Annotated in this window: 21 protein-coding genes and 2 tRNA genes; 8 read left to right on the top strand and 15 right to left on the bottom strand. The window is 66.3% G+C overall.

Going from position 1 to position 23,318, the window contains the following annotated elements:
• The first annotated feature begins 256 nt into the window (after window positions 1-256).
• The gene (locus ACQPYR_RS35320; protein WP_433623323.1) at window positions 257-1,495 is read left to right on the top strand and encodes a serine hydrolase domain-containing protein; all 1,239 of its coding nucleotides are present in this window, start codon (window positions 257-259) and stop codon (window positions 1,493-1,495) included.
• Between the two features lie 234 nt (window positions 1,496-1,729).
• Here the strand turns inward: ACQPYR_RS35320 and ACQPYR_RS35325 are convergent, their stop codons facing one another.
• Window positions 1,730-2,446 carry a TetR/AcrR family transcriptional regulator gene (locus ACQPYR_RS35325; RefSeq protein WP_433623325.1) on the bottom strand — a complete coding sequence of 239 codons (717 nt, stop codon included), beginning with the start codon at window positions 2,444-2,446 and terminating at the stop codon, window positions 1,730-1,732.
• 98 nt (window positions 2,447-2,544) lie between these two features.
• Here ACQPYR_RS35325 and ACQPYR_RS35330 point away from each other — a divergent pair, with 98 nt between their 5' ends.
• Window positions 2,545-3,246, top strand: a complete 702-nt coding sequence (locus tag ACQPYR_RS35330) for an NAD(P)-dependent oxidoreductase (protein WP_433623328.1) — start codon at window positions 2,545-2,547, stop codon at window positions 3,244-3,246.
• 35 nt (window positions 3,247-3,281) lie between these two features.
• Here the strand turns inward: ACQPYR_RS35330 and ACQPYR_RS35335 are convergent, their stop codons facing one another.
• From ACQPYR_RS35335 to ACQPYR_RS35350, 4 genes are all read right to left on the bottom strand, one after another.
• Window positions 3,282-3,458: a hypothetical protein gene (locus tag ACQPYR_RS35335; protein ID WP_433623330.1), complete on the bottom strand. Its 177-nt coding sequence runs from the start codon at window positions 3,456-3,458 to the stop codon at window positions 3,282-3,284.
• 62 nt (window positions 3,459-3,520) lie between these two features.
• Complete coding sequence (locus ACQPYR_RS35340; protein ID WP_433623332.1) at window positions 3,521-5,020, bottom strand: ATP-binding protein; 1,500 nt, start codon at window positions 5,018-5,020, stop codon at window positions 3,521-3,523.
• Complete coding sequence (locus ACQPYR_RS35345) at window positions 5,017-5,733, bottom strand: response regulator transcription factor (RefSeq protein WP_433623334.1); 717 nt, start codon at window positions 5,731-5,733, stop codon at window positions 5,017-5,019. The genes ACQPYR_RS35340 and ACQPYR_RS35345 overlap by 4 nt, the downstream gene beginning before the upstream one ends.
• A gap of 66 nt (window positions 5,734-5,799) precedes the next feature.
• Window positions 5,800-8,403 (bottom strand): LuxR C-terminal-related transcriptional regulator, encoded by a 2,604-nt coding sequence (locus ACQPYR_RS35350; protein ID WP_433623336.1) that lies wholly within the window; start codon window positions 8,401-8,403, stop codon window positions 5,800-5,802.
• A 113-nt stretch (window positions 8,404-8,516) separates the two neighbouring features.
• On the opposite strand from ACQPYR_RS35350, the gene ACQPYR_RS35355 reads away from it, so the two are divergent.
• Window positions 8,517-9,731, top strand: a complete 1,215-nt coding sequence (locus ACQPYR_RS35355) for a styrene monooxygenase/indole monooxygenase family protein (RefSeq protein WP_433623338.1) — start codon at window positions 8,517-8,519, stop codon at window positions 9,729-9,731.
• A 25-nt stretch (window positions 9,732-9,756) separates the two neighbouring features.
• On the opposite strand, the gene ACQPYR_RS35360 is transcribed toward ACQPYR_RS35355, so the two are convergent.
• From ACQPYR_RS35360 to ACQPYR_RS35375, 4 genes are all read right to left on the bottom strand, one after another.
• The gene (locus tag ACQPYR_RS35360; RefSeq protein ID WP_433623340.1) at window positions 9,757-11,007 is read right to left on the bottom strand and encodes a cytochrome P450; all 1,251 of its coding nucleotides are present in this window, start codon (window positions 11,005-11,007) and stop codon (window positions 9,757-9,759) included.
• Between the two features lie 25 nt (window positions 11,008-11,032).
• Complete coding sequence (locus tag ACQPYR_RS35365; protein WP_433635327.1) at window positions 11,033-12,142, bottom strand: GAF domain-containing protein; 1,110 nt, start codon at window positions 12,140-12,142, stop codon at window positions 11,033-11,035.
• Between the two features lie 560 nt (window positions 12,143-12,702).
• Window positions 12,703-12,776: transfer RNA gene (locus ACQPYR_RS35370), tRNA-Pro, on the bottom strand.
• A 44-nt stretch (window positions 12,777-12,820) separates the two neighbouring features.
• Window positions 12,821-12,894 (bottom strand) — tRNA-Gly (locus tag ACQPYR_RS35375).
• Window positions 12,895-13,407: 513 nt separating this feature from the next.
• Between ACQPYR_RS35375 and ACQPYR_RS35380 the strand changes: the two genes are divergently transcribed.
• Entirely contained in the window at window positions 13,408-14,361 is a 954-nt protein-coding gene (locus ACQPYR_RS35380; RefSeq protein WP_433623342.1) for a diguanylate cyclase domain-containing protein, read from the top strand.
• A 40-nt stretch (window positions 14,362-14,401) separates the two neighbouring features.
• On the opposite strand, the gene ACQPYR_RS35385 is transcribed toward ACQPYR_RS35380, so the two are convergent.
• From ACQPYR_RS35385 to ACQPYR_RS35410, 6 genes are all read right to left on the bottom strand, one after another.
• On the bottom strand, window positions 14,402-15,184 hold the full coding sequence (locus ACQPYR_RS35385; RefSeq protein WP_433623344.1) for an alpha/beta fold hydrolase: 783 nt from the start codon (window positions 15,182-15,184) through the stop codon (window positions 14,402-14,404).
• A gap of 24 nt (window positions 15,185-15,208) precedes the next feature.
• On the bottom strand, window positions 15,209-16,144 hold the full coding sequence (locus ACQPYR_RS35390; RefSeq protein WP_433623346.1) for a PDR/VanB family oxidoreductase: 936 nt from the start codon (window positions 16,142-16,144) through the stop codon (window positions 15,209-15,211).
• Window positions 16,141-16,335 carry a hypothetical protein gene (locus tag ACQPYR_RS35395; protein ID WP_433623348.1) on the bottom strand — a complete coding sequence of 65 codons (195 nt, stop codon included), beginning with the start codon at window positions 16,333-16,335 and terminating at the stop codon, window positions 16,141-16,143. Before ACQPYR_RS35395 ends, ACQPYR_RS35390 begins: the two co-directional genes overlap by 4 nt.
• On the bottom strand, window positions 16,332-17,411 hold the full coding sequence (locus ACQPYR_RS35400; protein ID WP_433623350.1) for a Rieske 2Fe-2S domain-containing protein: 1,080 nt from the start codon (window positions 17,409-17,411) through the stop codon (window positions 16,332-16,334). Before ACQPYR_RS35400 ends, ACQPYR_RS35395 begins: the two co-directional genes overlap by 4 nt.
• An 85-nt stretch (window positions 17,412-17,496) precedes the next feature.
• The gene (locus ACQPYR_RS35405; protein ID WP_433623352.1) at window positions 17,497-18,240 is read right to left on the bottom strand and encodes an IclR family transcriptional regulator; all 744 of its coding nucleotides are present in this window, start codon (window positions 18,238-18,240) and stop codon (window positions 17,497-17,499) included.
• Window positions 18,241-18,252: 12 nt separating this feature from the next.
• Window positions 18,253-18,711: a MarR family winged helix-turn-helix transcriptional regulator gene (locus ACQPYR_RS35410; RefSeq protein ID WP_433623354.1), complete on the bottom strand. Its 459-nt coding sequence runs from the start codon at window positions 18,709-18,711 to the stop codon at window positions 18,253-18,255.
• A gap of 189 nt (window positions 18,712-18,900) precedes the next feature.
• On the opposite strand from ACQPYR_RS35410, the gene ACQPYR_RS35415 reads away from it, so the two are divergent.
• The 4 genes from ACQPYR_RS35415 to ACQPYR_RS35430 are packed head-to-tail and all read left to right on the top strand — an operon-like array spanning window position 18,901 to window position 23,297.
• The gene (locus tag ACQPYR_RS35415; RefSeq protein ID WP_433623356.1) at window positions 18,901-20,355 is read left to right on the top strand and encodes an aldehyde dehydrogenase family protein; all 1,455 of its coding nucleotides are present in this window, start codon (window positions 18,901-18,903) and stop codon (window positions 20,353-20,355) included.
• Between the two features lie 19 nt (window positions 20,356-20,374).
• Entirely contained in the window at window positions 20,375-21,475 is a 1,101-nt protein-coding gene (locus ACQPYR_RS35420; RefSeq protein ID WP_433623358.1) for an NAD(P)-dependent alcohol dehydrogenase, read from the top strand.
• Window positions 21,476-21,501: 26 nt separating this feature from the next.
• A complete protein-coding gene (locus ACQPYR_RS35425) occupies window positions 21,502-22,425 on the top strand; it encodes an SDR family oxidoreductase (RefSeq protein ID WP_433623360.1) in 924 nt (307 codons plus the stop codon).
• The gene (locus ACQPYR_RS35430) at window positions 22,422-23,297 is read left to right on the top strand and encodes an amidohydrolase family protein (protein WP_433623362.1); all 876 of its coding nucleotides are present in this window, start codon (window positions 22,422-22,424) and stop codon (window positions 23,295-23,297) included. Before ACQPYR_RS35425 ends, ACQPYR_RS35430 begins: the two co-directional genes overlap by 4 nt.
• The last annotated feature ends 21 nt before the right edge of the window (window positions 23,298-23,318 follow it).

The raw sequence follows: 23,318 nt of genomic DNA on the forward strand, positions 1-23,318 counted from the left end.
CACGAAGCCGCCCAGACCCGCATTGACCGCGGCCGCGAAGGACAGGCGGCCCGGCTCGGAGAAGGTGGAGATGCCATTGGTGAGCGTGATAGATCCGGCGTCATCGAGGTGCCGGATGGCGTGACGAACCAGGTATTCCGCCCACCGGTACGCACCATTGCATCTATCGCGTAACGCTGGTTACAGTAAGTTAGCAGGCCGCTTGCAACTGCTAGCAGCAGCCTGGGCGTTATCTGACAGACAAAGGAGTCTGACCATGCCAGCTGCGAGCACCGATGGCGCGGGCGTGCCCGGCCACATGCTGGTCGATGACCGATTCACCGCCGTCGCGGCGAAGTTCTTTGCGATGTTCCGGCGCAAGAACCAGGGCGGCGGCGCACTGGCGGTGTACCTCCGCGGAGAGCCGGTCCTCGATATCTGGGCCGGGTGGGCAGATAGCGACCGGCGGTGGCGGACCAACTCCATGGCACTGTCCTATTCGACCGGCAAGGGCGTCACCGCGACGGTCGCGCATCGGCTGATCGAGCGCGGCGTACTCGAGTTGGACGCGCCGGTGGCGAACTACTGGCCGGAATTCGCGGCGCGAGGCAAGGGCGACATCACGATTCGCGAGGTACTGAATCACCGCGCCGGATTGCAGCGCACCCGCGATCTGGTCGCCGACTCGGACGATCTGCTCGACCACGATGCCGTGGCGGCCGCAATGGCCGCATCCGCGCCGGATCCACTGCGGCTGCGGGCTTCCGGATATCACGGCCTGACCTTCGGCACCCTGGTCGCGGAGATCGCGCAGCGCGCCACCGGCCGCGACTTCACCGACCTCGTGCGCAGTGAACTCCGAGAGCCGCTGGGCGACAACGACTTCTGGTTCGGTGTACCCGACAACCAGCGGCAGCGGCTGGCTCGGCTCTCGCCCCGTCTCGGCATCGCCAGGGTCCCGTTCGACACGCTCATCGCACCCTTCGCCTCGGTGAAGGTGATGAATTCCGCCCGCAGCGCGGTCTACGACGGTTGGGCCGATATGACCCTCGGCATGCGTCCCTACGATGCGATGATGCCCGGATGGAACGGCGTTTTCACCGCCCGTGCCATCGCCAAGATGTACGGCGCAATCGGCAACGACGGCTTGGTCGGCCACCGCCGCCTGCTCCGTCCCGAAACCACACGCCGCATCGCGGAAATGCCGCCGAACAGCCGCTACGACTACGTCCTCGGCGCCCCACCGCATTTCGCACTCGGCTACCACCGCGCCATTGTCGGCACCCGCCTCACCCGCCAGGCCCTCGGCCACTTCGGCATCGGCGGCTCCGGCGGTATCGCCAATCCCAGCCTCGGCCTCGGCATCGGCTTCGTCACCAACCACCTCGGCAATCACGCCATGTCCCTCGGCGACGCTCGCCTCCCCTTCCTCGCCGCCCTCACCGAACGCGCCGCCCGCGCGGCCATCGGCGATCCGGCTGCCGACACGCTGGACGGCACCCGCGCCGCCAGCTGATACAGCACCACCGAGTGCCATCGGGCGCGGGCGATCAGTCCGAATCCCCGTGCACGCCCTCAGGCTCGAGGCCGGGGGCGAAACCGCGTGCCGCACCTCGCGAATTGCCACGGCCACCGCGACGATGCAGAACGCAACGGTCGGCTGAAGATTCCAGTCTGCATGCCCACCTGGCAGTGCGATGCCGATGCGGAAGGCCGCCGAAACGGCAGCCGCCGGAGCCCACAACCGGGCTCAGCGCTCGGGTGTCTTCAAGCCCAGCGATCGGATGAGATGGCGAATCTCGTTGCGGTACAGCTTTTCCGGATCGGTGGTCTGGGAGCGCAGGTGGCCGAGGATTTCCAGGGAGACCAAGCCGTGCAGGTGGCCCCAGATGCGCAGGGCGATCGCGACAGCGGCGGGCGGTAGGCCGGGGAACTCCGCCTTGACCTCTTCGACGAGTTTCGGTTCGAAGTCCGACCACTCGAAGCCGTTGTCCGCGTAGAGATTTTCTGCGTGTGGCCACGCGCCTGCGGCCAAACCGGTCAGACCGGCGCACACTCGGTGCTCCGCGTCCGGGGCCGCGCCACCCTCGGGAGGCTCGTAGTTGGGCACTGGGTCGCCGTAGATGAGGCGGAACCCGGCCGAATTCGCCAATGCCCAATCGCGAAATGCACAGGCCCACGCGAGGATTCGGCCGGATGCATCGGTTGCGGGACGGGCATCGCGTGCCGCCTCGACCGCATCGGCGAGTTCGGAGTACACGTCGTTGATCAGCGCGGTGATCAGGTCATCGCGGGTCGGGAAGTAGCTGTAGACGGCGTTGGCAGTCATGCCCATTTCGCGCGCGATCGCCCGCAGCGTGATGGCGCCCGGTCCACCCTCGGCCATCAACCCGAGCGCGACCTGCTTGATCTCCGCTGTCGTCTCGGAGCGTCGTAACTCCCGCCGGCTCGGCGTCGCAGTGCCCACGGCGGCAACTCTACAGCGGCGTGAGAAAACTTGACATTGCACAAATACTTCACGGCGTATAGTTTCTACACGCCGTATCAACCAGTTCGAGGAGAACAATGTTCATCGGAATCGTCGGCGCGACCGGCAATATCGGCCAGCGAGTACTCACCGAGGCCGTTGCCCGCGGCCACCACGTCACGGCGTTCACCAGGGACGCAGGCCAGATCACCACCAGCAGGCCGAACGTCACCTGGCGCAGCCTCGACATCTTCGACAGCGCGGCCATCGCCGCGGCGCTCCCCGGCATGGACGTCCTGATCAGCTGCTACCAACCGGGAAATGCGGCAGCGGATTTCGATGACACCGTCGCGCGCTCGATCGCCGATCCGACGGTCTACGCGAGTGCCGCTCGCGCACTGCTCGATGCACTGCACACGCACCCACGCACGCGGCTGATCGTCGTCGGCGGCGCAGGGAGTCTGGAGTACGAGCCCGGCCGAGTCACCGCCGATGACGACCAACGCCTCGCCGATACCCTCGAAGGACTCGGCCTCCCCCGCGAGTACGCCGCCGCGGTACGCGGCCACCGCGCCGCCCTCGATGTCCTGCGCACCTCGAATCGGCTCTGGACCTACCTCAGCCCGGCAGAACTCATCGCCCCCGGCGAACGCACCGGTCGCTACCGCGTCGGCGGTGACCAGCCGGTCCGCGATACCGACGGCCAGAGCCGCATTTCCATCGAGGACGCCGCGGTAGCACTGCTCGACGAAGCCGAACTACCGCGATTCATCCAGCGCCGCTTCACAATCGGCTACTGATCGGATACTCCCGCACCAACTTCCGGTGCGGGAGTTCAGTTTTCACGTTTCAGCTTGCGCCGACCGCCCGCACGGTTGTCGGCGATGATCTGCTCGAACATCGCGAGACGGGCTGGCGTGTTCAGCTTTTCGCCTTCATGGATGGCCCCGGTCCGCCCGGTCTTGTTCTCGTGACCGCCGGTGATGATGCCCTCGGGATCGGCGGCGTGCACCAGCTCGCGCCGGAAACAGAACGGGCATTAACTTAACCGATCCGCGTCGAATCCGCCGACGATCAGGAAACGGCGAAAAGGATCCGGAAGGTGGCACCCGCACCGGGCGTGCGCAACAGCTGGATCCGGGCGCCGTGCGCGCCGAGGATCGCATCGGCAATGGCGAGTCCGAGTCCCGAACCGCCGGTGCGGGAACGCGATTCCGCGGCCCGGTAGAAGCGATCGAAGATGCGCGGCGCGTTCTCCGGCGCGATGCCGGGTCCGTCGTCGTGCACATCGAGTACGGCGAATTCGGACACGTCGGGCAGTACCGCACCCGCTTCGGCGGCGATCGGATCGGTCAACGCGGCCGCGGCTCTGATCCCGACGCTGACGGTGATCGACGCCTCGGGTGGCGTATGCACCAGCGCGTTATTGACCAGATTCGTCACGACCTGCCGCAATCGATGCTCGTCACCGACCACCCGAACCGGATCATCCGAACTCTCCAGACCGATGTCCCGCCCCGGGGCTCGGGTAGCGGCATCGCGCACCACTTCCATCGCGAGCACCACCAGATCGAGCTCCGCCAGATCCAGCGCCCGTTCCTGATCGGATTTGGCCAGCAGCAACAGGTCGTCGACGAGCACCCCCATCCGGATCGCCTCGCCCTCGATCCGGCTCATCATCTCGCGCACGCCCACCTCGTCGGACGCACCACCGCGCCGATACAGCTCGGCATAGCCGCGGACGGAGGTCAGCGGGGTGCGCAGTTCATGGGAGGCGTCGGCGATGAACGCCCGCATCCGCTGCTCGGAATCGGCGAGCTGGCGCAGTGCCGTGGACAGCCGGGTGACCATCACGTTGAACGCGGTGCCGAGCCGACCGACCTCGGTGTGCGGATCGGTCTGTGCGACACGGCGATCCAGATCCCCGGCGGCGATAGCCTCGGCCGTGTGCTCGATCCTGGTCAGCGGTCGCAGGCCGATGCGTACCAGTACCGCCGCGATCACGCAGATGGCGAGCAGCAGCGTCACACCCGCCGCCAACTCGATCGTGCGCAGGTTGCCGGTGGTCGCCTCGGTGGTCGCCAGCGACATCGCGATCGCGACGGTACCGCCGTCGGGCTGCCACTCGGTCGCGGGCTGCACGACGGTGCGCACCCGCCAACGGATATCGCTCTTCTGGTCGCCGACGGTGAACGCAGTGTTCGGGCGGGCGCGCACCGATGCCGCGTCCATCGCGGGCAGCGCGGGCACAGTGCTCATCAGGGCCGATGCGCCGAGCTTGCCGATCTGATGACCGTCCACATCGAAGAACATCAGCCGGAAATCCGATGGCAACTGCTCGTACTCCGGCGGGCCGGACGGTGGGGGCGGCGGTGGCCGCTTGGTCGAAGTCATATCGCTGGCAACGTGATTCAGCTGGTCGTCCACCCGGTCGAGCAGCGCGCGATCCAACATGGTCACGCTGAGCAGCCCGAAGGCGGCCATTCCGATACCGGCGATCGCGACGAGGGCCAGCAGCAGCCGGGTGCGTAAGGTCAACCGGCGAGCCCGATTCCACACCCGGCGTCCGTTCATGAGCGCCCGCCGCCGCGGCGCAAGGTGTACCCGACACCGCGAATTGTGTGGATCAGCGGCGGATTCCCGGCATCGACCTTGCGCCGGAGCTGGCTGATGAAGGTCTCCACGACCCGCCCGTCGCGCCCGGTTTCCGCGCTCCATACCCGATCGATGATCTGCTGCTTGCTGACCACCTTCTCGGCGTTGACCACCAAATACCGCAGCAGGCTGAATTCGGTGGCCGACAGCCAGATCTCGGTGCCCGCCCGATATGCCGCATGCGCGTCGACGTCCAGTTCCAGGTCCGCATACTCGAGCACCCGATCGTCACCGGACTCCGGGCCGAGGGTGCGCCGCAGAATCGCGCGCAGTCGCAGCAGGACCTCTTCGATGCTGAACGGCTTGGTCACATAGTCGTCGCCACCGGCGGCCAGCCCGGCGATCCGATCCTCGACCGCGTCCCGGGACGTCAGGAACAACACCGGCACCTGGCTGTCGGACTCCCGCAGCCGCCGCGCCACCGCATAGCCGTCCAGATCCGGCAGCATCACGTCCAGCACCACGATGTCCGGCGGGTGCGCCGCTGCCTCGGCCAGCGCGGCGTACCCGCTCGCGGCTGTGTGCACGTCGAATCCGCTCATCCGCAGGGCGGCGGAGAGCAGGTCCAGAATGTTGGGCTCATCGTCGACCACGAGAACGGTCGCGGCCGGTGACGTGTCACGGGCAGGCACGCCTACACACTATGCCGCACGGTCGACCGGGCAGGCCCACAACATCGCCCCTACCGCTTTCGCCGGTCAGCGGCCCCGCTCGGGTGCCGGCCCGCGCCGTGCACGTGTCGGTCGACGTGCAGCCGCATTCGTGACGTCGCTGCGCCGGTCCGCGGGCACGAAGGTGATGATGTCGGCTCGCGATGTGATCATCAGCTTCTGGAAGATCGAAACCATCTGTGCGTCTATGGTTTTGAACGAATTGCCGCGGCTGGCCGCGATCGCCGTATTGGTCCAGCCCGCCGCTGCGAGCGTGGCCACCTCCTGTTCGGCGGTCGAGAGTTCCTGCCAGGGTGACGGGCGGTCGCGCCGGATGGGATGGTCCACCTCCAGCTTGCCCATCGCCAACGTGCCCAAAGCCAGCCGTGCCACCTCGCCGTGCTCCGGCCGCAACATGGCACCCTCGCGGTGAGTGGCTTCGAACAGCTGGTTTCCGAGCACATCCCGCGCGATGCCGATAGCTCTGTCGGTTTCGGTTTCGAATGGCACCAGGTTCGCGATGTTCACGCCCAAGCGCTGCCGCCAGGTGGCGACGCCGCCGCCCAGCAGTGCGATTTCGGTTGCCCTCGCAAGCACCTGATCCGAGACGGCGCCGTCCGCGGTCCGCGCATCGCCCGACATGCGCGCGAGCGTCCACATCCGGATGTGCACCGCCCAGAGGGCACCCCATTGGTCACGCATCGCGACCTGATCCGCCAACGCGGAGCGCCCGACGGCGAGCGCTTCCTCGGGGTCACCATATTTGGTCAGGGAAATCGCCCATGCCAATTCGGCCCAGGATTTCGCCCAGCGCGCCCCCGCCGCAACGGCGTTGTCGAGATGACGCCGGGCAATCTCGATGGCCTGCACAGCGGTGCCGCCGAAACCGGCGGCAAGTGCCTCGAACAGCTCGCACATGGCCGCACCACCGAGATCACCACCAGCGGCGAACTTCTGGCGAGCGCTCCCGAGCACTGCTACCGCACGCGCATCGCCCTGCACCAGCATCAGTTCGCTACCGCGCGTGAACTCGACGGGTGCGGGCAGACCGAGATCACGCTCGGAGGTATTGCGCCAGTTCGCCCGTGCCGCCGGATCTGTCACGCATGCCGCGACGCACGCCTCGAGCATCCGCTCGGCGTCCTCGTGCACACCCTGGCACAGGCTGATCCAGCCGATCAGGGCCATCGCCGATATCTGGAGTTCGACGGGTTGTGGGTCGAGTTCGCGCGTCGCCGCCAGCGTCCGCTCGGCCCAGCGCCGAGACTCGCGCAGCGACCCCTTGATGAAGGGGACACGCAAGGAGATCAAGCCGACGACGATTTCCAGCCCGATCACCGATTCCCCCGGGGTGGTAAGACTTCCGTCGATCGCGCAGAGCAGGTTGTCCCAAGCCGCCCGCGCCCAATCGAGCAGATCCTGTTCCGCCGGGCTGCACCATTCGGCGCAGGCCAGCATGACTTTGTCGCGGTAGTAGCGCCGATGCCGGGCGGTCAGTCGCTCCCATTCGGCGCCGGCCGAGCGCTCGCGCAATCGCTGCTGAGCGAATACGCGGAAGCTCTCCAACAGTGAGTAACGGACCGTATCGGAAGTCAGGTGTACCGACACCAGAGACTGATCCGCCAAACGCTCCAAAAGACCCTCGACCTCGTCCGTCGCGATGCTGACGCGCGGGTCGCCGCCGACGATGTCGAGATCGGCGCAGACACCCTCGATCGCATCCAGTTCCGCACCGACATCGAGCACGGACGCATCGGCTTCATCGTCGGGATCCACGTCGTAACCCGCGGCGAAGACCGACATCCGATCGAAGAGCAGGCGTTCCTGTTCCGTGCACAGGTCGTAGGACCATGCGATGACATCCCGGATGCCCTGATGCCGTTCCTCGGCGCCGACGCGTGGACCGGGGGACCACCGCAGCCGCCGATCGCCTGCCTCACCGCTCAGGTCGCGCAGAATCATGCGCAACGGTTGGCGCCGTAGGCGGGCGGCGGCCAGCCGGATGTAGAGCGGGTGGTTGTCCACATGCCTGCAGATCGAATCGACCAGCGCGAGTTGATCATCGGCGATGGCGCGCCCGGTGAGTTCGGCTCGCTGGCGGAACAGTCGCGTCGCCTGTTCCCGCGGCAAGGAACCGATCGGCACCAATTGCTCATCGACCCAGCCGACCGCCTCGCGACTGGTCGCCAGCACCGTCAACCCGGGCACCGCGTCGAGTAGGTCGCAGATCAACCGCCCGGCGCCGTCGAGGACGTGCTCACAATTGTCCATCACCAGGACCGTCTGCAGTCGGTGGCCCACGGCGTCGGAACGAGTGAGGGTGTCGACCAGAGCGGCCCATACCGATCTATCGGAGAAGTCGGCGTCGACGATCGACTGCGCGACCTCGTCCTCGACCGCCGACACATCCGCCCCGCTCGCCAGCCGCGCCAGCCGAACCCAATGGACGGGAACCCGACGAGCCTTGTGGTAGCGGTGCACCGCCTCGGTGGCAAGGCGAGTCTTGCCGATACCACCCGAACCGATCAAGGTGATCAGACGCGCCGAATCCAGCAGCAACTCCGCGATCTTGTCCAGCTCCCGTTCACGTCCGACGAAATCACTGGCGGCTGACGGCAGCGATCCGAGGCTCGATGAATACCGCCCGGTCATGGTGAGCACACTAGTCAGCCGGTATCTGAAACATTCGTCGTTGCACCCGATGTCCGTGACCTACCTATGTCGCGAAGCTGAGACCAGCGAATTCACCATCGGAAGGATTTCACGTGCGCGGAATTCAGATACTCGGCGCCGGCGAGTGTGGCCTACCGCTGGCACTGCGGCTGCGGCACAGCGGCATCCCGGTCACCCTGGTGACCGATCGCGACGCGGCCGCGGTGCTGTCCGGCTCGGTGACCAGCACACAGGTGAAGTTCGTGCCGACTTTGGACCTCGAATCTCGAGCGGGGCTGGGTATCTGGCGCTCGATTGCGCCCCGGATCCTGGGCATCCGGTTCAGCCTGGTCGTCGACCGTAACGTGGTGTCCGGGTGGGCCGGACGCTTCAGCGAACCAGCGCAGAGTGTCGACCAGCGGACGGTGTTCGCGCGCTGGCTTGCCGACTTCGCGGCTGCGGGCGGCAATCTGGAGATCGCCGACCTGTCTGTGCCGCAACTGGATCGGCGCGCTGCGGAATACGATCTGACCGTTGTGACCCGAGCATCGCGTGAGCTCGCCGCGTACTTTCCCGCCGACCCCAGCTGGTCGGTTCCGACCGAGCCGATGCGTCGACTGGCGGTGCTGTACCTCGACGGCGTCGAGCCCGATCCGGACGACCTCGGAACCTACACGGCCCTTCCCGGCCACGGCGAGATCATTTCCTATCCGGGCCTGACCGGTCCTCCCGGACAGGAGAGGCGTTGCGAAATACTGCTTTTCGAGGGATTGCCCGGCAGCGGATTGGATGTTTTCGCGCATACGGTCCCGGCCGAGCGACTGCCGCGGGCTGTACAACTCTTGCAAAGGTATCTGCCTGCGGCACTTTCCGATCGGTATCGCAATGCCGAATTGACCGACGGTGGCGCGACTCTGGTCGGCGCCGTACCGCCGACCATGCGCGAGCCGATCGGCACCCTGCCCTCCGGCACCCTCGTACTCGGCGGCGGCGATGTCGTGTGCCGGATGGATCCCGGCGGTGCGCAGGGCGCCAACAGCGCCGCGCACTGCGCCGCCCAGTACAGCGCGGCGATTCTGGACAATCCCACCGGCCCGTTCGACCGGGCCTGGATGACCTCGGCGGCACAGCCGTGGCTGACCGCGATCGCCCATGCCGCGGCACGCTGGACAATGGCCGTGCTCGACCCCCCACCGGCCGTGCGGGAATTGATGCTGGCCGCACAGGAGGACACCGCACTGGCCGACGCCTTCGCCGAAACCTTCGTCCGCCCAGCGAATATGGTGAATTTCGCCGCGGCCGCGCCGGTGGAAACCACGCCGCACTGAGCTGGTGCGGATCGCCGAATTGCGGTCAGCGCGTCGTCGACACCGGGAAGACCACGGGCAGGGCAGCAAGAGCGCGGTGGAACGGACCGGGCCGCCAGCTCAGTTCATCCACCGGCACGGCCAGCGTCAGATCGGGCAGGGCGTCGAGGAGTTGATCGATGGCATCTTGGGCGATCAGATAGGCCGCAGTTCGCGCCGGGCAGGCGTGCGGTCCAGCACCCCATGCCAAGTGCGAACGATTGCCGAGGTACTCACCGCCGCTGATCGTTGGATCGTTGTTGCAGGCGGCCATGCTGATGACGACCGGTTGGTTCGCTGGCAGCCAGATATTGCTGGACAGAATCGGTTGCCGTGGATATGTGACGCAAAAATTGGCCATCGGTGGGTCTGCGAACAACACCTCGTCGAGCGCGTCCCGGGTCGATAGGCTGCCGCCCAACACATTTCCCGCGAACCGCTCGTCGGTGAGCATGAGCAGCAGCGTGTTGACGATCAGATTCTGTTGCGGTTCGATTCCCGCGCCATACAAGATGGCGAGCTGATGAATCAACTCCGACTCGTCGAGGCGGGTGGGATGTTCGAGTAGTCGCGTGGTGATGTCGTCGCCGGGTTCGGCTCGCTTCGAGTCGATCAGGTCCAGCAATGCCTCGCTGAGCATTTTGTTGCCTTGTTCGGCGTCGACCCCGTCGAAAATCGCGGCAGTCGCTTGTGCGACCCGCTGGCCGATCTCCGGTGGACAGCCCAGCATCGCGTTGATCGCGCCGAATGCGAGCGGTAAGGCGTATTGGCTGATCAGGTCCACCGAACCGGACGAGCTGAAGGCCTCGATCAGCGGTACGGCAATGGACTCCACGGTGGCATGCAAGGCATGGAGATCGGCTCCATCGATGGCCGCGGCGATGGCCTGCCGATAGCGGGTGTGTTCGTTACCGGCACTGCGCAGTGCGTTCGGACGCCACTCGAGTATCGGCCGTACCGGACATTCGACGGGGATCGCCTGCTGCCAGCCGCGTGGATCAGCAGGGAAGTGGTCTGGATCGTTCAGGATGCGCACTGCGGTGTAGTAATCGAGCACCAGGGTCGCGGGCACTCCCGGCGCGAGTTCCACCGGCGCCATCGCGCCGTAGCGGCTACGCATCTCCCGGTAAGCGGTGTGTGGATCGGCGGCGAATTCCGGGGAGTACAGCGGGACGTAGTCGCCACCGTCCCCGGCGGGCGATACGTGGTGCGGAACGGGACAAGCATCGGGCTCGAGTGGAGGCTGTTGCGTGTTCAAAACGAAACTCCGAACGGCGGCAATGTCACACAGGCAAGTGGTGGGTCGCGGAAACATTGGACCGACAGCGCCACAGTTGTTCGTCGTAGCCGACAGGTTCACTCGGTTGAGCGATCGGGAGGTCGTCGCCGATGAAGACGAGTTGGGCGATGGTGAGGCGGCGGACCGAGTATCCGGGATATGGATAGAGCAACAATGCTGTCGGTGTGTATCCGCCACCGTAGTTCAGCGTGCGGACAGTAACTTCCGTCGCATCGCCGGATGCGAGCCTGCCGCCGAGGCCGACCAATCGAGCGCGATCACCGGGATGGAATACATCGACCGGCCGGAACAGGTAGTCCCACCGGACCCAGGGAGCAGGCTCGGTGAGCCAATGGGAGATGGTGGCGTGCTCGAGTTGCACGATGGCCAAATGCGTCCCGGCACGGCGGTGAGCTTCCCGCAGCCCGATGTGATCGAGAGTCGGCGCCATCGAGGGCATGGTGTCGGAGGTCACGTCTTCGATCAACAACCAAGCGCCGCGGGTGCGTTCGTCATCGCGAGCCCGCATGGTGATCCGCCATTGCCCTCGTCGTGCGGACCCACTGGTCACGATCACGTCGAACTGGAGCTTGTGCCCCGGCACCGGACCGTAGAGCAGATCGAGCACCTCCACATGTCGATCGAATCTCGAAATCCGGTGGAACAGTTCGGCAATAGAACGTCGCGGCACATACTCTTCGTCCTCGACACCGCACAACCGCCGAAGTCCGACGGGCTGGTGGATCAACTGCGTATCGAGTTCCCAGATCAGACCGACCGCCGGACGCAATGGGGGAATCGGTGCCGCCGCGGGACCGAGCCACAACCGCACCGCGTGCACGTCGCCTGCCGGACCGAGCACCGGCCGCAGCATCAGCTTGTGCGGCCCGGCACCAGTCGGGATCGTCAGATCCATTTCCTCGCCCCGAAGGTGCACCAGGCGGATCATCCCGGTGATATCGCGGGTCGTCAGAGTGTCGTACAGCGCCGGACTCTTCGCCAGCAATCGCTGCACAACACGGTCGCAACTGGCGAAATTGCGCGACGTTTCCCCTATCGAAGCCACCGAAGCGATCCCCGGCGCCAACGTCTCCACCGTCGCCCACGGAATCATCACACCTCCCTCCGCCCCGACCGTTCCCTGCCCGCACACGCGACTGTCTGCACGTCGGTTCAGTATTCCCAGATCGGGGAAGTGTCGGCATCGGGTGCTGCCACGTAAGCAGCCGAGTTCACTACCTAGGTGTGTGGCCGCGCCGCGCTCGGTCCTCCCGCCAACCAGCGCCACACTCCCCGAACACGCCTACGCGCCCAGCACAATTCATCACTGTCCGTGGCCGAACCCCGCGATCTCACCGTGGTCGACACTGCTCGAGATCATGCACCTCGCTGTGCGCTACCGCCGAGAATCCGGTGCGCGAGACGCGACGCATCAAGCGCCGCACGAGATTCCCGGCTGCCCCGTCTAGGGGAGCGGACCGCCGCGCAATCCGACGATGCTCGACATCGCCGAGGTTTCTCGACACCGGAACAGGCCTCGGGCAAAGCGCTGGCTATCCACGGGTGCGGTTGCCGGCAAACCACTCCGACTACCGATCCTCCTCAGCTTCGCCGGTCGGCGAACCAGCTTTCGCCTTCACCTCATCCCTCCCCGAGCCCCACTTGCTACTTCTGTCGGGGTGACAGGATTTGAACCTGCGACCCTCCGCTCCCAAAGCGGATGCGCTACCAAGCTGCGCTACACCCCGTGGCCTCGCGGCGAAAGACGATGCCGACGAGGATGAATCCTGCGTGGAGCGGGTGACGGGAATCGAACCCGCACCATCAGCTTGGAAGGCTGAGGTTCTACCATTGAACTACACCCGCAGGCATACGACATCTGATGGGATCGCCACGATGTCGTGTGCGAACCGACTGTACCGAATCGGGCCTCGGATACGCCAATCAGCCCCCACCAAAGCGTCCAGCGAGGCCGATGCGGCCGCGATCCGAGCCGTCAACAGTAGCCGGTCGCTATCACTGATCGAGTCGAGCCGGTGAGTGAGCCGGAAACCTCCCCTTTCGGCGTGCTGTCGGCGTGTCGGTCCGCGACTTTCCGGCGAACAAAATTGATGTGTAACGCCGGCGGTGCGACAGCGATGACATACCCGATCGCCATTCGCGAGGGACCGATAACTCGTTATAAAACGGCGTTTTTCAGTGCCGAGTGGCTTGCTAGGATCCTTTTTGCCGGACGGGGGTATCTGGAAAGGGGGCGGTGAGCGTGCACCAAGCGAGGTGGACACAACCGCGTAGCAGTGGGAACGATCGGGGTGACGCCGGCACCTGCATGGGAACAGGGCACCCGGGTACCGACATCACCCGTGGCGGGTGAGTGCGATGTCTGCGGATATCGAGCCACCCGTAGCGCAGATGGCAGGCGCGTGGGCGCGTGCGGTCTGCGCGGAACCGGGATCACACGCGTCACCACAACAGTTGCAGCCGGTATTGGTCGAAATCATCGAGCGGCTGCTGTTGCTGGCCAGGTCCGAGCCCTTCCCGGTGCCCGAGGCGCGGAACTTGGGGGCGCGGCTGGTCGAGGCGCCGTTCGAACGGACCAGAATGCTGGCCCAGGCCACCCGCTGGCTGCTCGGCTTCCCGGCGGGGGCGCCCGGGTCGCTGGTCGCCACGCGCTGGCCGCTGGTGGCCAGTCAGGCCATCGACAGCTATGCCCAGGCGCTGCAGGAGCGGGCGCTGGCCCAGCAGGAGCAACACATTTCGGCCGCGGTGTCGTTGCGGGTACAGGAGATCGCCGCGCTACAGCATCGGCTGCGGCACGAGGCCACCCATGACGCGCTCACCGATCTGGCCAACCGGACGCTGCTGCAGGACAAGGTGCGGCTGATGGCGGCCGATCCGAACCGCGGCGTCGGTCTGCTGCTGATCGACCTGGACCGGTTCAAACAGATCAACGACAACTACGGACATGCCGTCGGCGACGAGGTGCTCGTCGAGCTGGCCCGCAGGCTGCGCGAGATCTGCCCGCCGGATACGGTCATCTGCCGCTACGGCGGTGACGAATTCGTGCTCGCCACCAACCCGCTGCACAACACGCTCGGCGAAATCGCGCATCGGATCGTGGCCGCGCTGCGGGATCCGGTGTGGTCGACGGCCGGTCCGGTGCCGGTTTCGGCCAGTGTCGGCACCGCATACTGTCCGCCGGGCGACTCCTGCGATTTCACCGATCTGCTGCGTCGCGCCGATCGCGCGATGTACTCGGCGAAGACCGCGGGCGGTCGCCGCTTCGCTCTCGCCGACTCCGATAAACCCGAAATCAAGGCGGTCGCAGGCTGATCCGATACAGGCCCCTGGTCACCCCAGAGGGCCTGTCCAGTCAGCTGGCCGGGTGCAGGAAACCCCGCACAAGCGATACGAGTTCGGCGGGCTTCTCGAAGAACACCACATGGCCGCTGTCGATTTCGGCGTATCGACTGTTCGGGATCGCGGCGTGCAGATCACGGGCGTGGGCGACCGGCACCAGCTGGTCCTGGGTGCAGCCGATCACCAATGTCGGTGCGGCGATACGGCCCAGCTCGTCCCGGATGTCCACTGCGAGGTTCACCTCGATCTGCCGCAGCGTTCCGGGTTCGGGTTTCGTGGCGCGCAATTGCGCCAGACCCGCATGGCCGAGTCCGCTCAGGAAGGCCGGGCTGAACGCCAGCAACGGACCGAATGCGGAGGCCATTTCGGGTCCGGCCGCCAATGAGGCCGCCCAGCCGTGCAGGGTGAGCAGCTGCCGCGGATCCTGCGTCACGGACCAACCGGCCACCAGGACGAGTCGGTGCACCAGGTCGGGACGCCGTCCCGCGACGGCTGCCGCGACGACCGCGCCGAGGGAGAACCCCACCAGGTCGGCCGGGCCGGTCGACGTATCTTCGATGGCCGCGATGATCTGCGCGACAAGCAAATCCAGGGTCAGTCGGCCGTCGGGCGCGGTGGTTTCGCCGCTGCCCGCATAGTTCGGTGCGACAACGGTGTGGCGGTCGGTGAACTCGGAGATGAGATGTCCGAAATTGGATTCGGCACTCATGCTGGTGCCGTGGACGAGGACCAATCCTGGCCCGGCACCGGACACGGAGTAGTGGACATCGGTATCCGAGATACGGACAACGGGCATAGCGGGAACCTTTCGATGGGGGGATCAGATATCCAGGACCAGGCGCGGGGTGTGGGCGCGTGAGCGGCAGATCATCATCACGTCGGTGTCCTGTGCGGTGAGGATGCTGTCGCGATGGTCGGGGATGCCGTCCAGGACAACGGTTTCGCAGGTACCGCAGGTGCCTTCGCGGCAGGAGGACAGGACCGCGATACCGGCCTCTTCGATGGCGTCGAGGACGGAGGTGTTCGCCGGGATGTGCACGGTGACACCGGATTGCGCGCATTCGACCTCGAAGGCGGAATCGGCAGTCACTTCGGTCGGCTTCGGCGCGAACCGCTCGAGATGCAAAGCATCGGCGGGCCAGGCTGCGGCGCAGCGGCTTTCGACGGCGGCCAGCAGCGACTCCGGACCGCAGCAGTACACCAGCGTGCCCGGTTCCGGCGTGGCGAGGATGGCGTCGAGATCGAGCGGACCGGTCTCGCTCTGCGGACGCACCTCGATCGGCCCGAGCGCCGACAGTTCGGATACGTAGGCCATGCTCGCGCGGCTGCGACCGCCGTAGTGCAGGCTCCACTCACCGCCGCGACCCGCGACGGTGCGGATCATCGGCAGCAGCGGTGTGATGCCGACGCCACCGGCGATGAACAGATAGCTTTGCGCGTCCCGGAGCGGGAAGTTGTTGCGGGGACCTCGGATTCGCAGAGGCTCGCCCACTGTCAGTCGGTCGTGGACGTAGGCCGATCCACCACGGCTGCTCACCTCACGCAGGACCGCGACCGTCAATCGGTCGTGGGCGTCGGGATCGCCGCACAGCGAATACTGGCGCACCAGGTCCGGGCGCAGGATCAGGTCGATGTGGGCGCCCGGCTGCCATTTCGGAGTGTGTCCGTCGGTCACGGCGAGGGTGAGTTCGACGATGCCGTCGGCGAGGGCGCGGCGGTCGGTGACGGTGACGGTGAATTCCGGTTCGGTGGTCATGTTCCGACTCCGATCAGGGGCGCGGGCCGCGGATCGGGCGCGCCATCGTGGTGACCGTCCGGGTGGGCGAGCAACCATTGCCAGATCTCGATCGGGTCATCGGCGATCCGGGTTGCGCCGCAATGGCATCGGCCGAGCAGCTGATCGGTGCCCGGAAACCACTGCACGCGGTGGCAGGCAGCCGCGGTCATGCTCGGGTCGCTTCGGTCCGGGTGAGCTCGGCGATCAACCGACGTGCCGCCAGCGCGCCGGTGTCGATATTGATCGACAGCTCCTGGTAGGTGCCCCCGGCGCGTTCCTCGGCGGCGATGACCTCCTCGACCAGGTTCAGCGCCACCACGTCCTGCATGACCACGGTGTGATTGCTCTTGTGCAGGTAGTCGGTCACGGCCTGGTCGTCGATCGCGAAATCCCTTGCCACCATCCAGAAGTCGTGTACCGAATGCTCGGTTTCCGGAGTGAGGGCGTACACGATTTCGGTGTGGAACGCGCCGGGATCAGTGTCGGCACCGCGTCCGGGCAGGTAGCCATCGGGTGGATAGGTGCCCTGCGGCGCGACGCGACTGTGCAGCCGGTACAGGCACGGGGGCTGGAACTCGATGTCCTGCCAGCGGGTGATACGCCCGGTGATACCGGTCGAATTGGCATAGAACGGCGGGCATTCGGCATCGTCCATATGCCTGCTCACTCGCACGACACCGGCTGCCTGGTCGACCTCGGTGGTGATCGGCGTCTGCGCGACCTCCGGGGTGCCGATGTAGCCGCCGTGCAAATAGGTTTCGTGGGACAGGTCCATCAGATTGTCCATCAGCAGCGCATGCCTGGCCCGGATGGTCTCCAGGCCGCGAATAGTGGTCCAGCCGTCCTGCACCAGCCACGGTGCACGCGGGATCGCGGCCGGGTCGGCCGACTCGTGGTCGCCGATCCACACCCAGACGAACGAATCCTGTTCCACCACACGGTAAGAGGCGACACGGGCACTGCGGGGAATGCGGGTCTGCGCGGGTACGGCGACACAGGCGCCGGTGTGGTCGTAGGTGAAGCCGTGGTAGCCGCAGACGACACGATCACCGACCAGCCGCGACTCCGACAGCGGGTAGCGGCGGTGGATGCAGCGGTCCGACAGTGCCGCCACCGCGCCGTCCTCGGTCCGGTAGAACACCAGTGGCTCGTTGCAGATGGTCCGCGCGAACAGGTCGCGGCCGATCTCCTGGCTGTAGGCGGCCACATACCACTGGTTGCGGGCAATTGCGGTTGTCGGGCTCATGGGAATGCTCCTGAAACGTGGGCGGTGCGGTCCATCGTGTGGGCCGCCGATGCGTGAGCCAAGACACACTTCCGTCGAACGGAAGTCAGCGCCCGCCACCCAACTGCCTGGTGATGCCGTGGGCCGCGGTGCGCACCGCCGGAGCCCACATGGCCCGGCGGGAGTCCCCGGCCGGTACAACGATCGACAGCGCCGCCGCGACCTGACCGTCCGAACCGAAAATCGGTGCGGCGACGGAATATCCGTCGAGGGTCACCTGTCCGTCGCTGATCGCGACCCCGGTGCGGCGCACCTCGGCCAGTGCCCGCCGCAGCACCTCGGGCGTGCTGATCGTCTTCGTGGTGAATACCGCCAGCGGCCGGTCGGCAATCTTGTCCACGAGCTCGGCGGGGGCGTAGGCCAGGATGGCCAGCCCGACGCCGGTTGCGTGCATCGGCCAGCGCGCACCCACTCGGGTGCGCACGAACACGGCGTCGCGGCCGGCGAGGAATTCGACATAGACCACTTCGGTGCCGTCGCGGACCGCCAGCTGCACGTTCTGGTGCGTCGCCTCGTACAGGTCCTCCATGAACGGCAGCGCGACATCACGGATGGGCCTGGCGCGCGGGCAGTAGGAGGCGATCTCCACCATGCGCAGACCGATCTGGTACCCGCCGCTGGCGGCCCGATCCAGCGCACCCCACTGCACGAGATCGACAACGTGGCGATAGACCGTGGTCTGCGGCAGACCGGTGCGCTCGGCCAACTCCGACAGCTTCAACACCGGATGGGCGTTGTCGAACGCCTCCAGCACCACCAGTGCGCGGGCCAGGACCGACGACTGGGTCATCGCCGAAGCCTGTCAGGACAGCGCATGCCAGGCTCGGACCAGCGCCGAGCGGAAATCATCGGCCTGCTCGGCCGTCATACCACTGATCATCTGCTGTTCCACCGCGTCGACCGCGGCGGCGACATCGGCGAGCAACCGCCGCCCCGCCTCGGTGAGATGGATCAGCAGCTCGCGCCGGTTGCGTGAGTTGCGTTCGCGCGCAATGAGTCCGCGAGTCTCCAGCGCGCGGACCACATCGGCGACGGACTGTGCCGTGACGAACGAATCCCGCGCCAGCTGCGCGGCCGGTAAGCCGTCGTGCCGTTCGAGTACGGTCAGCGCGGTGTACTGCAATGTGGTGATCCCGATCGGGCGCAGCAGCTCGTCCAGGCGCGCCCGCACCGCCAGCTCGACCCTTTTGACCGCGTACAGCAGCGAGGTCTGACTACGGGGCAGTCGGCTTGCGGTCGGCTTCGCCTCCGAGATCGTCACCAGCACTCTCCTCACCTCGTCGCGGGCGCCGAACCGGGATGTTCGGCGAAATCGAGAATAGACCATTGACAGGAATCCTGTCAGTGGCGAATAGTGGCTGACATCACTAAAACCATCAGGTTTCCTGTTGATGAGAGCAGACGCATCTCGGCAGAGCGGCCGGAATCGTCGGGACGGGACCGAGCAAGCATGAGCACGAACGACAACGTCGACGGACAGCTGTACATCGACGGTAAATGGCGGAACTCCGCATCGGGTGGCCGCAGCGATGTGGTGGACCCCTCGACCGGTCGGGTAATCGGCACTGTCGCCGAGGCCGACCGCACCGACGTCGACGACGCGGTCGCGGCCGCACGCGCGGCATTCACCGGTGCCGAATGGGGCGGCCGCAGCGGTCGGGAACGAGCACGCATCCTGCTCCGGATCGCCGAGCTGGTGCGCGAGAACGCCGACGAGTTGGTCCGGCTGGAAAGCCTCGACGTCGGGAAGCCGGTCACCCTCTGCCGATCGGTGGACGTCGCGACCACCATCGAACAGTACGAGTACTGCGCCGCGCTCGCCCAGACCATCGATGGCACTACCCGCCGCACGCCGCTACCCGCGTTCGCCTATACCCGCCGGGATCCACTCGGTGTGGTCGCCGCCATTACGCCGTTCAACTTTCCGCTGATCCTGTCGAGCTCCAAGATCGCGCCCGCGCTCGCCGCGGGCAATGTCGTCGTCCACAAGCCCGCCGAGGAAACGCCGCTCAGCGCGTTGTTCATGGCGACGCTGTTCGAACGGGCCGGCGTGCCGCCGGGTGTGGTCAACGTCGTCACCGGCTCCGGGCCGGTGGTGGGTGCGGCGCTGCTCGAGCATCCGGGCGTGGACAAGATCGCATTCACCGGATCGACCGAGATCGGCCGGCGAGCGGCGAGCGTGGCCGGTGCGGCGTTGAAGCCGGTGACCATGGAACTCGGCGGCAATGCCGCGCAGATCGTGTTCGCCGACGCCGATGTAGAGAAGGCCATTGGCGCGATCATCAAGGGTTTCGTCTTCAATACCGGGCAGTTCTGCATGGGCGGTCCCCGGCTGCTGGTTGCGCGGCCGCTCTACGAGACCGTCATCGGCATCCTCGCCGAAGCGGTCGCAGGCGTACGCGTCGGCGACCCGCGCGATCCGGCGACCGTGGTCGGACCGATGGCCGCGCAACGGCACGTCGCGAAGGTCGAAGAATATGTCGCGCTGGCCCGCCGGGAGGGCGGCCGGGTGGTGTGCGGTGGCGAACGCCTGGATCTGGACGGCGGCTATTACTACCAGCCCACCGTGATCGCGGACCTCGCCGACGACTCCCGCGCCGTGCAGGAGGAGATCTTCGGACCGGTGCTCACGGTGCAGGCCTTCGATACCGAGGACGAAGCGATCGCGCTGGCCAACGGCACGCGCTACGGACTCGCGTCCGGCCTGCACACCACCGATCTCGCCCGCGCGCACCGCGTCGCCGACAAATTGCAGGCCGGAATCGTCTGGGTCAACGACTGGGCGATGCTCGACCCGGCCATGCCGTTCGGCGGTGTCAAGGACTCCGGCTTCGGACGTGAATACGGACCCGAGGCCCTCGCGTCCTACACCAAGGTCAAATCCGTTGTCATCGCACTCGATTGAAGCCGCAAGGACATCTACCATGACCACCTCCACATGGGCAGCCGTCGTCGAATCCGGCGGCGCACCCTTCACCCTGTCCCCGATCGAACTCGATGAACCACGACCGCACGAGGCGATCGTGCGCATGGTCGCGGCCGGTGTCTGCCACACCGACCTCGGTGTCGCCAGTGGCGGACTGCCGTTCCCGCTGCCCGGCGTCCTCGGCCACGAAGGTGCGGGCATCGTCGAACGTGTCGGATCCGAAGTCACCGGTGTCGTACCCGGTGATCACGTCCTGCTGTCGTTCACCTCGTGCGGAGCGTGCGCGAACTGCCGCGACGGCCACCCGGCCTATTGCGCAACCTGGTTGCCGCTCAACCTGATCGGCGGTGCGCGAGCCGATGACAGCCACACCATCACGCGCGATAGTGCACCCTTGGGCGGGCACTTTTTCGGGCAGTCGTCGTTCAGCCGACTCGCGCTGGTCGACGAGCGCAGCATGATCGTCGTCGACCCCGCTGTGCCGCTGGAATCGATTGCCCCGCTCGGGTGCGGAGTCCAGACCGGTGTCGGCGCGATCTGGAATGTCGTACAGCCGCGCCCGGGATCGAGCGTGGTCGTACTCGGCGCCGGTGCGGTCGGATTGTCCGCGATCATGGCGGCCACGCTGTCACCGGCCACGACGATCATCGCCGTCGACAAGATCGCCGAACGTCTCGAACTGGCCTGGGAACTCGGCGCCACGCACATCATCGATGCGACGACGACCGATGTCGCCACCGCGATCACCGAAATCACCGGTGGCGCCGACGCCGTCGTGGAAACCACCGGCAGCACCGCCGTGCTGCGCACCGGCGCGGATGTCCTCGCCGCGCGCGGCACGCTGGTCGTGGTCGGCGCACCACCGTTCGGCGCCGAGGTGGCGCTCGACGTCAACGCGATGCTGCCGGGCCGCAAGGTCGTCGGACTCACCCTGGGCGATCATGAAACCCGCGCCGCCATACCGGCTTTGGTCTCGCTGATGCAGAGCGGGCGGCTCCCGATCGACAAACTGATCACCCGGTACCGATTCGACGATATCGGCCAGGCCGTCGCGGATATGACCTCGGGCAAGGCGATCAAACCCGTCCTCATCTTCTGAACCCTCTTTCGAAAGGAACATCGCATATGGATCTCACCGGCAAAGTCGCCATCGTCACCGGCAGCGGCCAAGGTCTCGGCCTGGCCTACGCCAAGGCTTTGGCCGCCGCCGGCGCGTCGGTCGTGGTCAACGATGTGGCCGCCGACCGTGCCGAGAAGGCCGCCGCGGAAATCGCCGAGACCGGTGGTCGGGCACTCGCGGTACCGGTCGCCGTCGGCACCACCGAGGCTGCGCAGACACTGGTCGCGACGGCCGTCGACGCTTTCGGGCGACTGGATGCGATGGTGACCAATGCGGGCATCCTGCGCGACAAGGTGCTGTGGAACATGTCCGACGACGACTTCGACGCCGTCATCCACGTCCATCTGCGCGGCACCTTCACCTGCGTTCGGGAAGCGGTCAAACACTTCCGTCAGGCCGGTCACGGCGGGCGGGTCGTGCTCGCCGGATCCCCCGCCGGGCAGCGCGGCAATTTCGGTCAAACCAACTATGCGGCAGCCAAAGCCGGTATCGCGGCGATGGCGCGCACGTGGGCGATGGAATGCGCGAAGGCCGGAGTCACGGTCAATGCGATCATCCCCAACGCGGCGACCGCGATGACCGAGACCATTCCCTTCCTCGCCCCCTACGTGGAGGGAATGAAGAACGGTGAGCCGATCCCCTCGGTGGTGCGCCGCGCGGCCTCGTTCGGCACCCCCGAGGATGTCGCCGGACTGGTGGTTTTCCTGGCCTCCGACGCGTCCGCCGATATCACCGGCCAATGCATCGGCATCGGCGGTGACCGGTTGTCGCTCTGGTCGCATCCGAGCGAAGTCCGCAGCGCCTTCCTCGACGGCGGCTGGACCGCCGACGCGATCGCCGAGGCGTTCGACTCCTCGATCGGTGAGCAGCTCGAAACCTACGGCATTCCGCTGCCCAAGATCCCGACCACCGCGCAGCAGCTGTCATGAGTCTGGACCTGGACCAACTCGTCGCGATCGACGTGCACACGCACGCCGAAACCGATGGCTGCGGCCACTTTTCGCTACCGGACCAGCTCCGGGCAGGCGCCGACGCCTACTTCGGCGCCGAATCCGGCCCGCCGACCATCGACGAGATGGCCGCTTACTACCGGGAACGCCACATGGCCGCGGTCGTATTCACCGTCGACGCCGAAGCCGCGCTCGGCCATCGGCGGATCAGCAATGAAGACATCGCAACCGCGGCCGCCGCGCACAGCGACGTCCTCATCCCGTTCGCCAGTATCGATCCGGCCAGAGGAAGGGCGGGACTGGCCGAAGCCCGGCGACTGGTCGTCGAGTACGGGGTCCGCGGCTTCAAATTCCATCCGAGCGTGCAGGCTTTCCGGCCCGACGATCGTGCCGTCTACCCGCTCTACGAGACCATCAGCGAACTCGGGGTGCCCGCCCTGTTCCACTCCGGTCAGACCGGAATCGGATCGGGACTCCCCGGTGGCGGCGGCATCCGGCTCAAATACTCCAACCCGATGCTGCTCGACGATGTGGCAGTCGACTTTCCGGATCTGACGATCATCATCGCCCATCCGTCGTTTCCCTGGCAGGACGAAGCGCTGGCCGTGGCCACGCACAAACCCAACGTCTATATCGATCTGTCCGGGTGGTCGCCGAAATACTTTCCGCCGCAACTGGTCAAGTACGCCAACAGCCTGCTCAAACGAAAGGTGTTGTTCGGCTCGGACTTTCCACTCATTTCCCCGGATCGGTGGATGAAGGACTTCGAACAACTCGATATCAAGGACGAGGTCCGTCCCCTGATCCTGCGTGAAAACGCCATCACCGCATTGGGATTGAGGACGACATGATGGACCAGGGAGTCGGCTCGT

The sequence above is a fragment of the Nocardia sp. CA-120079 genome (genome assembly GCF_050955745.1).
Lineage (GTDB): Bacteria > Actinomycetota > Actinomycetes > Mycobacteriales > Mycobacteriaceae > Nocardia.